Below are 11171 nucleotides of genomic sequence, written 5' to 3'. Positions count from 1 at the left end.
ATGAATCAAGCAATTCGTGTGGGAACTTATGGAGCAGCTGATGTCGTCGATTAAGGAGGTGATCCAGCCGCAGGTTCCCCTACGGCTACCTTGTTACGACTTCACCCCAGTCATGAATCACACCGTGGTAACCGTCCTCCCGAAGGTTAGACTAGCTACTTCTGGTGCAACCCACTCCCATGGTGTGACGGGCGGTGTGTACAAGGCCCGGGAACGTATTCACCGCGACATTCTGATTCGCGATTACTAGCGATTCCGACTTCACGCAGTCGAGTTGCAGACTGCGATCCGGACTACGATCGGTTTTCTGGGATTAGCTCCACCTCGCGGCTTGGCAACCCTCTGTACCGACCATTGTAGCACGTGTGTAGCCCAGGCCGTAAGGGCCATGATGACTTGACGTCATCCCCACCTTCCTCCGGTTTGTCACCGGCAGTCTCCTTAGAGTGCCCACCATTACGTGCTGGTAACTAAGGACAAGGGTTGCGCTCGTTACGGGACTTAACCCAACATCTCACGACACGAGCTGACGACAGCCATGCAGCACCTGTCTCAATGTTCCCGAAGGCACCAATCTATCTCTAGAAAGTTCATTGGATGTCAAGGCCTGGTAAGGTTCTTCGCGTTGCTTCGAATTAAACCACATGCTCCACCGCTTGTGCGGGCCCCCGTCAATTCATTTGAGTTTTAACCTTGCGGCCGTACTCCCCAGGCGGTCAACTTAATGCGTTAGCTGCGCCACTAAGAGCTCAAGGCTCCCAACGGCTAGTTGACATCGTTTACGGCGTGGACTACCAGGGTATCTAATCCTGTTTGCTCCCCACGCTTTCGCACCTCAGTGTCAGTATCAGTCCAGGTGGTCGCCTTCGCCACTGGTGTTCCTTCCTATATCTACGCATTTCACCGCTACACAGGAAATTCCACCACCCTCTACCATACTCTAGCTCGTCAGTTTTGAATGCAGTTCCCAGGTTGAGCCCGGGGATTTCACATCCAACTTAACGAACCACCTACGCGCGCTTTACGCCCAGTAATTCCGATTAACGCTTGCACCCTCTGTATTACCGCGGCTGCTGGCACAGAGTTAGCCGGTGCTTATTCTGTCGGTAACGTCAAAACAGCAAAGTATTAATTTACTGCCCTTCCTCCCAACTTAAAGTGCTTTACAATCCGAAGACCTTCTTCACACACGCGGCATGGCTGGATCAGGCTTTCGCCCATTGTCCAATATTCCCCACTGCTGCCTCCCGTAGGAGTCTGGACCGTGTCTCAGTTCCAGTGTGACTGATCATCCTCTCAGACCAGTTACGGATCGTCGCCTTGGTGAGCCATTACCCCACCAACTAGCTAATCCGACCTAGGCTCATCTGATAGCGCAAGGCCCGAAGGTCCCCTGCTTTCTCCCGTAGGACGTATGCGGTATTAGCGTCCGTTTCCGAACGTTATCCCCCACTACCAGGCAGATTCCTAGGCATTACTCACCCGTCCGCCGCTCTCAAGAGAAGCAAGCTTCTCTCTACCGCTCGACTTGCATGTGTTAGGCCTGCCGCCAGCGTTCAATCTGAGCCATGATCAAACTCTTCAGTTCAAACATCTTTGGGTTTTTAAGAAACCCTAAACTTGGCTCAGCAATCGTTGGTTACATCTTTGATTTCTCGCGGAGTAACTTGTGATGCTGATAATCTTGTTGACTATCAGTCTGACTCCACAAGCACCCACACGAATTGCTTGATTCAGTTGTTAAAGAGCGGTTGGTTAAGATCTTTCGTCTCAACCGAGGCGCGCATTCTACAGCAGCCTCATTTGCTGTCAAGTGATTATCTTCAGAAGCTTTCGAAGAATTCTTACAACAACTTCAACTACTTAACTTCCAAGCGACTTCCGATCTGCTCGTTAGCGGGAGGCGAATAGTACAGTATTAAAATATGTGGTCAACCCCTAGCTGAAATTATTTTCTCATCCTGAAAAAACCTGGGTTGCCGCTATGAAAGATCCTCATAAGATCTTTGCGGAAAATTTTGTCCGTTCTTGAGTGCCGTAGGAGCGCCAGCTTCGTTTGGGTGCAGCAGCCACAGTCTGCCTGTCGGCCAAGTCTCGCCATCGCCTCACGGCCCAAGACAAAAATCAGTTTAATTGAAGCAAAAAAAACCCACTTTGGGCGGGCTTTTTTTGGGATGGTTGACCAATCGGTAAAGATTAGCCGAACCATCTATTCGTGAACCTGCACCCGATGTAGGTTCACAAAATAGCTGATTCGAGAGAGCCAGCAAACGCTGGGGAAATGTCATTTTTTCTGTGAGTGCCAAGGGCGGGGATCACAGAAATGATGAGAAAAGCCTACTGAATTCACAAAATACTTGCGCACCCGGCCACGCTCCGACTTTCCAAGCAACGACGTTCATCAACGGCGTTTGCGCCTTGAAAGGGTGAAGCCATAAACTCCTACTCTGGTGTGCCAATGCCGGTGATGCCGCAAGGTGAGTGCCCGCCGCCAAGCTTTGAGATTGGTCCTGCCAAAACCATTTTGATGGCGGGATATAGTCCTAAGACCTAAGAGGCCCGGCTTACATATTCTTGATTAACTGAGCGCGCCCAATCGGCCTCTCCTCAACCGGCCCCACCCTAAACCTCAATAATTAGCTTGTTCTCGACTGCTGCGTACAGGTCTACGTCAGTTTCGGGGGTCCTGATTGATATGACCAAGCTATAACGTGCAGGCAGATCGTAACGCTTTAGGGTTGGGCGAGTCCTCCACCATCCCATTCCTGGATATACAGCCAGCACGCCCCTGCTAGCAAGGTCTGCGGCGGTACCTTTCCAGACATCCTGATGTATTGAGCCTTTATTTCTGTTCCCGCTCCCCAACAACCAATGTGGATCCTTGGGAGCAGCAGCGTCATTCGGTTGTTCAGCAGCGGCATTTACTCGAGCAATGAAATCATCGGTGCTTTCCAACGAACGCTTGACATCGAAACGTAGGCGGTGTGACGGATAATGGTATTTCGAGGTAGAACCGCGAGCTGACGGATTCGGTTCTATAAAGTATGAAAGGGTAACCGTCATTTCCACTTCAGTTTCCTGAAGCGCCTCAAGCTCGTCCTTTGGCCAGGGGATATTGTGCAGATTCATCTCCCTGGTTTCGATCTTCCCCTTGCCCTTTTTGTAGGGATGAAGCTGGACTTCAATCACTAATGTCAGGGAGTTACTCACACTCCACAAGGCGCGCTCGAGCTTTGGCTCTCCCCATCCGGCATGTCGGATCAGATTTACGTAGTCAGCTTTTGCAGGTACACGTGGAAGATAGGAGTCGCGCATGGCTTCTGACCATTCAGCAGAATGCACAATCAACGCCCGTACGGTCTCAGGCCAAATAGCCGGATACTCCACCAAGATTTGCGCAGCCATGCGAGAACATAGAGCTGAAGCAGCACTCGTAGCATTGAAAGTACAAAATCGTCTCGGCTCGAATTCATGCCTCGCAGTAAATAGATTCAGGCTCGACATTCCCGCGGCACCAAAACGATCCTTCGCGGCGTTACCACCTTCAAATACTACGTCTGGTTTGAGCGGCCAAGCGCTGTCCCAGGTTGCGGAGGTAGTCGTGAAAGGGCTTAGCCCTCCTACTTTTGCAATAGGTTTGTAGTCAGTAGGGCCAGTGTCGACCTTATTCGTACATGCTCCAACGGTGAGAGCGTTCCAAGCCTGCCCAGGATCATGGATGAGGTTTGTGCTAAAGCTGTCGGGATAGAGCAGCCATGAATTGTTGTCTCTTATATTGCCCGCAGACTGCACGGACATGAATCGCCCCGGATTCTCTAGACACCTTACAAGCTCATTCGAGCAGACAAATTTCCGCGCTCCGCCGTAATGACGTTTAGATTATGTATCAGGATGACGTCGCTCTACGCTTTAAAACGTGAGCCGCCGACGCTCAATGCCCCTACGGGGCCACTGAAAGTAGGCGTTGGCTTGGGGAACCTTGCCATAAACTCCTGCAGCACTTCGAACTCGGGCAAGCCACTCTTGAAACACGCCTCCCCCTTCACCAGGATCGGGATATCGTGATCATGAGGTGAGCAACCGTATAGGAAGAGATTCCTGATATTGAAGCCTTTGAAACGGCTCACCTGCGAATGCTCCAGAATCAACATCGGCAGGGGGGCAATGAGAACGTCAAAATTTCTCAATCCATATCGATTTAACAACAATCCCTCTTCAACGTTTGCAGTCGTTGCAACGCAGTAGTAACCCATTAGGTTAAGCATTTTTTCAATAAGATGAGCCTGAGCAAACACCGGTTCAATGATCAGCACTCTGATATGTTTATCAATCATTTTCATCACCCTGCCCAACGCATGATTCGAGTTGGAGCGCTAATAATCAGAGGGCTAGACTGTCAATAAACAACAGCAATTAAACTGAGACTTGTCTCAAAAGTGGTCCTCAGGGGCGACTTACAGAACCGAGTGATTAGGAAATACATTAAGCTTTTTTTACCGTTTGCTTCGTGGAATCAGCCATGGCCCATCAAATACTACTCGTTGACGATCATCCCGCCGTACGCATGGCCGTCGCCCACCTATTGGAGGCAGAAGGCCTGCACGTTGCTGCTCAGACTGACAACGGCGTTGATGCATTGCGCCTGTTGGAAACACTACAGCCTTGTACGGTGATCCTTGATATCGGGATCCCTGGAATCGACGGTTTGACAGTTATCAACCGCATTGTGGCGCGCAATTGGGCCGTCAAAATCATTGTGCTGACGGGGCTCGAACCTGGCCACATGGCGTCTCGGTGCCTGCAAAGCGGCGCACATGGTTTCGTGAATAAGCAGAGTGATTTGTGCGAACTCGTAAATGCGGTAAGGGCGGTTCATGCCAACTACAGCTACTTTCCGAGCCAGACCTGTTGCTCGGTGGGCCGGGTAACCGGAGGCGAAGAACAGAAAAAACTGGAGAGCCTGTCAACCCGTGAGCTGAGGGTCTTACAGCATTTGGCTCAAGGCCTGAGTAATAAGGAAATTGCTGATCGCATGCTATTGAGTGGCAAAACGATCAGCACCTATAAGAGCCGCTTACTTTACAAACTCAATGCGACCTCGGTTGTGGAGCTATTTGTTATCGCAAAGCGCAATAATTTAACCTGACCAACCGCACCATCAAACTTCTTTCAAATGTATTTGTAACTTGAACAACTCGGTATCTGTGCGGATACCCAGTTTTCGAAATGCTGCCTGTTTTTGTCCGCTGATGGTCTTGCGACTGCGCAGAAACTTGGTAGCGATCTGAGACACCGACATCCCTTCCAAGCAGCAGCGTAGCACCTCGCTTTCCTTCGGGGAGAGTTCTGGGTGATTTGCCAGTACCTTGTCCCCGTCGAAAGACTGATCAATATCCACAGCCTGCGGAATAGGCAGCTTATCCAGCTCGGCCGCCATGGCTGGCGCCAGATAAATACGGTCGAGCGCCACCATTCGGATGGCCCGCAACAACTCATCTGTTTCCTGGGATTTGCCCACAAAACCGTTGGCACCTGCGCGAATACTCATATTCACGGTTGCCGGGCGTTCCGATGATGAGAAAATCACAATCCTGAGATTGGGATAATGGCCTCGCACCATTTGAATCAGCCGCAACCCATCAAGCTCGCCATCAGTCAGTTGGTAATCGAGCACTAACAAATCAGCTTCCTGATCGCGTAACCCCTCAATTAACGCCTTACTGGTGGAGTAAACGCCGGCTACCTTGAAGTCAGGTTCCAGCGACAGCCGAATCTTCAAAGCATCTCTAATCAGCGCGTGATCGTCCAAGAGGACAATCCGCAAAGGGGATACCACAGACCATCTCATTGCCGACCGTTCCTTTGGCTGTTAGGGAAAGCCCCTACAAATCTCAAGCAGAAATCGCTCACACCTTAGCTCAAATTCTTACCCAAAGAGAATACCGCCCCAGACAACCCTCAACGCTTACCTGAAGGTGGTGTGTGTAAGGGGCTCTCATGATGGCTGACGGTTTGAGACAAGTCTCGTTCTCCTAGGTTGACCTCGTTGTCAGAATTATCCGACAGATTTCGGCTGATGCCATTGCCGTGAAACCTGCCATGACTTCAGCAATCAACCCAGGACCCCATCGATGTCTACCGATAGCATTTCTGTCGAATCAGGGAATGACAGCGCGGCGATGCCCGCTCCACAGCTCCAGATCGAAGACACTTTGCTGCAAAGTGTCTCGTGGCTATGCGATCACTTTGGCGTTGGCCGTTCACCCCAAGCACTCACTGCGGGCCTACCTAAGGTGGGCTTGCTCTCACCATCCCTTGCTCTGGCGAGCATGACTAATGCTGGCTTGTCTGCTGGATTGGTGGAGCGCCAAGTGCGTGCACTACCGGAGCAGTTGTTTCCAATCATTTTGCTGCGACAAGGTCGTGGCGGCTGCGTGTTGGTGGGCCGACGGCTCGATCCGAACTCAGAAGACAAACGCGCCTGCCTTTACCAGGTGATCCTGCCGGAAATCAGCACTGAGCCCGTGGAAATTCCCCAGGCCGAAATGGATGAGTTGTACGCAGGTTTCGCGATCCTGGCCAAGCGTACCGCGAAAGTTGACACCCGCGCCGGTGAAGAGACTGAGCGCCCGGCCGGGCATTGGCTGCTGAGCACTCTGTGGCGCTATCGTCGTTACTACCGCAGCGCTGCCATCGGCGCGGTACTGATCAACGTGCTGGCCCTGGCAAGCATCTTCTTCACCATGAATGTCTATGACCGCGTGGTGCCGAACCAGGCGTTCGTGACGTTGTGGTCGCTGGCCATCGGCGTCGTTGTGGCGATGGTGTTTGAAGCCATAGCCCGCTACGTACGGGCGCACCTGTTGGACCTGGCCGGCAAAAAGGCCGACCTCGTTCTGGGCACAATGTTGTTCCGTCAGGCGCTGTCGATCCAGATGGAACACAAACCGGCGTCATCGGGTTCGTTCGCCAACCAGTTGCGCGAGTTTGAATCGGTGCGTGACTTCGCCACTTCCGCGACGCTGGCGGCGATCTCCGACTTGCCGTTTGTGTTGATGTTCGTCGCGGTAATCTTTTTCGTCGGCGGGCCGTTGGGCTGGGTGCCCATGCTGCTGATCCCGCTGATCGTGCTGATCAGCGTCGGTATCCAGTGGCCACTGGCGCGCACCATGAAAGAAAACCTGCGCGAGTCGTCCCTCAAACAAGGCGTACTGATCGAGTCCATCGAAGGCCTTGAAACCCTCAAGGCCGTCGGCGGCGAAGCCTATATGCAACGGCGTTGGGAAACCTTCAGTGCCTTGGCGTCCAGCACGTCGATGAAGTCGCGCCAGCTGTCGAGTGCGGCCAACGGCGCCGTGACGTTTTTCCAGCAGGTGCAAACGGTGGTGCTGATCGTCATCGGCGTGTATTTGATCGATGCAGGCGACCTGTCCATGGGCGCATTGATTGCCACCGTGATGCTCGCCGGACGCGCGACAGCGCCGCTGGGTCAAGTCGTCGGGTTGGCGCTGCGCTTCCAGCAGGCGAAGGCGGCCTTGCAGTCGCTGAACAAATTGATGGCGATGCCGGTAGACCGAGACGCCAGCCGCGAGTACCTGACCAAACCGGTACTGACCGGCCAACTGACCCTGAAAAATATTGCTTTTTCCTACCCCGCACCGCCCATGCAACCTAATCCTCCGGTATTGCAGGGCATCAACCTGTCGATCAAGCCGGGTGAGCGCGTGGCGATTCTTGGGCGCATCGGCAGCGGCAAGTCGACCTTGTTGCGGGTGATGGCGCGGCTTTATCTGCCGGTCAGCGGGCAAATGTTCACGGATGGCCTGGACGTGAATCAGATCGACCCCGCCGATTGGCGCAAGGCGGTTGGCTACGTCGGCCAGGACGCACGGCTGTTCTACGGTTCGCTGCGCGAAAACGTAATGCTTGGCCGCCCCGAAGCGAGCGCCGAAGAGTTCTTGCGTGTGCTGCGCCTGACGGGCTTGGATGAGGTCGCTGCCCGTCATCCCAAAGGTATCAACCTGCCGATCGGTGAGATGGGCGAGGGCTTGTCCGGTGGCCAGCGTCAGTTGGTGTCCCTGGCCCGCAGCCTGTTGGCCCGCCCATCGCTGCTGTTGCTCGATGAGCCCACCAGCGCCATGGACACCCAGACCGAAGCACAGTTTTTGCACCACCTGCAACGCGCCACTGAAGGCCAGACCCTGGTGGTGGTAACCCATCGCCCGTCATTGCTCGGCTTGGTGGACCGCATTCTTGTCGTGGACGACGGCAAAGTCGTCGCCGATGGCCCCAAAGACGCGATTCTCGCCGCCATGAGCGGTAACCCCCGCAGCGCCACCGCCACGGCGTCTGCCAGCGGCCGCCCGGCACCGTCGATGAATTTGAAGTCGGCCAACAAACCCCAAGCCAATGTGGAGGCGGGCCAATGATTCGCAGACTGTTTAACCGCCGAGACCGTGCGCCTCTGTTGCCGGGTGACGCGTCTTATATGAATGATGTCCAGGAGTCGCTGCTGACCCAAACCACACCCGGCTCGCGCCTGGTGTTGCACCTGATTGCCGCGGTGCTAGTGGGCGGCCTGGTGTGGGCGTACTTCGCCCGTGTCGAAGAAATTACCCAGGGCGAAGCCAAGGTCATTTCCAAGAGCCGCGAGCAAGTGATCCAGAGCCTGGAAGGCGGGATTCTCGCGCAGATGAATGTGCGCGAAGGCGATGTGGTCGATAAGGGCCAGGTGCTGCTCAAGATCGACGCGACCCGTGCGCAGGCCAGCTACCGCGAAACCTTGTCCAAGGTCATCGGCCTTAAGGCGAGCATCACCCGTTTGCGTGCCGAGGCGTACCAGCAACCGCTGGAGTTCGATGACATGGTGAAAGCCGACAAGGCGGTGATGCAGCAGGAAATCCAGGCCTACAACGCCCGCAAAAATGCCTTGAACGAAAGTGTTGGCGGCCTGCAACGCAGCTATGCCTTGAGCATGCGTGAGATCCAGTTGGCCGAGCCGTTGGCAGCCAAGGGCCTGATGTCCGAGGTGGAGATCTTGCGCATGCGCCGTCAGGCCAATGAAATCAAGTCGCAGATCGTCGAGCGCACTAACCGCTATCAAGCTGAAGCCAACGCCGAGCTGGCGAAGTTTGAGTTGGAGTTGTCGCAAACCAGTGAAAATTTGATTGGCCGTGCCGACGTACTGGAGCGCACCACCATCACCGCCCCAGTCCGTGGCACTGTCAAAAACGTCCGTGTCAACACGGTGGGCGGGGTGATCCAGCCCGGCGAGCACATTCTGGAAATTGTGCCGCTGGAAGACCAGTTGCTGGTGGAAGGCAAGATCCGCCCCGCTGATGTCGCGTTTTTGCACCCGGGCCTGGCGGCCACGGTGAAGATTACTGCCTACGACTACAGCATTTATGGCGGCCTCAAAGGCACCGTCGAACACATCAGCCCGGACACCCTCAAGGATGACCAGAAAGCCGCCGCCGGCCGTGCTGACGACACCTACTACCGCGTGCTGATCCTCACCGACAGCAGCAGCCTTGAGGCGGGTGGAAAACCCCTGCCAATCATTCCCGGGATGGTGGCCACGGTCGAAATCCGCACCGGCGAAAAAACCATTCTCGATTACCTGCTAAAACCCGTGCTCAAGGCCCGGGAAGCTTTCCGGGAGCGCTAACCATGACGTTTAAATTTGCGGGCGCACAGTCGACACTGGCCGCCCACCTGGTCTCGCTGTGCCTGCTTGGCGGTTTGTGGCTCAGCCCGGACCAGGCCGAGGGGCAAGCAGACCTGCTCAACTTTCAGCCCGTGACTGCCGAAACCGCCAAACCCACCGCGCCGGCGCGCGCCGTGACGGCGCCGCAGGTTCACAGCGTATCCGCCGTGGCGTACGCGGCGTTGCCAGCACGCATGGCAGCCCGCGCCCAGGGTGCACAGATCAATACCGGGCCGTCGGAGCTGGAACTGCGCGGCATTTTCCGACGTGCCGTGGAAGCGGCGATCAACCGCAGCCCGCAAGTGCTGCGTTCCAAGGCAGAACAGCAGGCTTCACAGTCGGATGTGGATGAAGCCAAAGGCCAGCGCTGGCCGCAGGTCGACGTCGGCACCCAGACCCAGGCCATGCAGTTCGGCAAGGGCAAGGACAACGAGCAGGGCAGTGGCGGCATCAACCTGGCGGTGTCGACCATGGTTTACGACTGGGGGCGCCTGGATAACACCATCGATAGCCGTAAAAAGCTGGCGGTGGCGGCGGATGAAAGCCTGGCTGCCGAAATGGAAAACACCGGGTATGAAGTGGTTACCACGTTGATTGAGATGGGCAAGCAGCAGATCGTCGTTGACCTCAGCCAGCAGTTTGCCGACCGCATGCAAGAGCTGGTGAAGATGCTCGCCGGCATCGTCGCCGTGGACCAGGGCCGGGCCAGCGAACTGACCCAGGCCAAGGCACGAATGCTGCAGGCCCAGGCCCTGCGTGATGCCGCCGAAGCCAAGGTGCGTGATGCGCAAATCACCCTGCGCAAGCTGGTGGGCGAACGGCCGATTCCGATTCCGCGCAGCAAAGAGTGGAACATCGGCCTGACCCAGCTTGAAACCCTGTTGGACGCTGCCAAGAACCACCCGACGATTCGCCAGGCCACCGCCCAGGCTGAATCGGCTGACTTACAAGCTGAGGCAGTGCGCGCTTCCGGGTTGCCGCAACTCAACTGGGTGATCAGCAAGAACACCGCCGAGGATTCAATCGGCCGCGAACAACCGTGGCAGACCAACCTGAGCGTGACCTGGGGCGCGTTCCGTGGTGGCTCCACCCGCGCCGCCGAACGTGCAGCCTTGCAGCGTGCCGATGCCAGCCGTCAGGAAACTGAGCAGCAACGCCTGGACCTGGAATTTCGCATCCGTACTGCCGACAACGATGCGCGCACCCAACTGGAGCGTGCCGAGCTGTACCGTGAGTTGTCGGCGGAGTCGGACCGTATTCGCGATGCGTTCTTCCAGCAATGGCACCACTTGGGCAAGCGCACCTTGCTTGATGTGCTGACCGCCGAAAACGACCACTACGGCAACCAGGTCAGCGAAATCAGCAACCGCTTCGATGGCTACCAGTCGATTGTTCGCCAATATGCGAGTGCCGGCACGCTGGCGCGCTGGTTACAGGACGGGCGCTGAAAGCGGGAATATTCCTA

Annotated in this window: 7 protein-coding genes and 1 rRNA gene; 4 read left to right on the top strand and 4 right to left on the bottom strand. The window is 55.5% G+C overall.

What is annotated here, in order from left to right; all coding sequences use genetic code 11:
- Positions 1 to 51: 51 nt before the first annotated feature.
- The 3 genes from RGV33_RS32770 to RGV33_RS32760 form a co-directional block, all read right to left on the bottom strand.
- A 16S ribosomal RNA gene (locus RGV33_RS32770) occupies positions 52 to 1588 on the bottom strand.
- Positions 1589 to 2622: 1034 nt separating this feature from the next.
- The gene (locus RGV33_RS32765) at positions 2623 to 3798 is read right to left on the bottom strand and encodes a S8 family peptidase (protein ID WP_322148587.1); all 1176 of its coding nucleotides are present in this window, start codon (positions 3796 to 3798) and stop codon (positions 2623 to 2625) included.
- 104 nt (positions 3799 to 3902) lie between these two features.
- The gene (locus tag RGV33_RS32760; RefSeq protein WP_322148586.1) at positions 3903 to 4334 is read right to left on the bottom strand and encodes a hypothetical protein; all 432 of its coding nucleotides are present in this window, start codon (positions 4332 to 4334) and stop codon (positions 3903 to 3905) included.
- Positions 4335 to 4519: 185 nt separating this feature from the next.
- Here RGV33_RS32760 and RGV33_RS32755 point away from each other — a divergent pair, with 185 nt between their 5' ends.
- Positions 4520 to 5146, top strand: coding sequence for a response regulator transcription factor (locus RGV33_RS32755; RefSeq protein ID WP_322148585.1), 627 nt, complete (start codon positions 4520 to 4522; stop codon positions 5144 to 5146).
- A gap of 12 nt (positions 5147 to 5158) precedes the next feature.
- On the opposite strand, the gene RGV33_RS32750 is transcribed toward RGV33_RS32755, so the two are convergent.
- A complete protein-coding gene (locus tag RGV33_RS32750; protein WP_322148584.1) occupies positions 5159 to 5809 on the bottom strand; it encodes a response regulator transcription factor in 651 nt (216 codons plus the stop codon).
- A gap of 322 nt (positions 5810 to 6131) precedes the next feature.
- On the opposite strand from RGV33_RS32750, the gene RGV33_RS32745 reads away from it, so the two are divergent.
- From RGV33_RS32745 to RGV33_RS32735, 3 genes are read left to right on the top strand one after another with little or no spacing between them, the layout of a single operon-like run.
- Entirely contained in the window at positions 6132 to 8429 is a 2298-nt protein-coding gene (locus RGV33_RS32745) for a type I secretion system permease/ATPase (RefSeq protein ID WP_322148583.1), read from the top strand.
- Positions 8426 to 9667, top strand: coding sequence for an HlyD family type I secretion periplasmic adaptor subunit (locus RGV33_RS32740; RefSeq protein WP_322148582.1), 1242 nt, complete (start codon positions 8426 to 8428; stop codon positions 9665 to 9667). The genes RGV33_RS32745 and RGV33_RS32740 overlap by 4 nt, the downstream gene beginning before the upstream one ends.
- A gap of 2 nt (positions 9668 to 9669) precedes the next feature.
- Complete coding sequence (locus tag RGV33_RS32735) at positions 9670 to 11154, top strand: TolC family protein (RefSeq protein WP_322148581.1); 1485 nt, start codon at positions 9670 to 9672, stop codon at positions 11152 to 11154.
- Positions 11155 to 11171 lie beyond the last annotated feature (17 nt).

Source organism: Pseudomonas sp. Bout1 (genome assembly GCF_034314165.1).
Taxonomy (GTDB): domain Bacteria; phylum Pseudomonadota; class Gammaproteobacteria; order Pseudomonadales; family Pseudomonadaceae; genus Aquipseudomonas.
The sequence above is the reverse complement of the archived record's forward strand: the minus strand, read 5'-3'. Positions and strand labels throughout refer to the sequence as shown.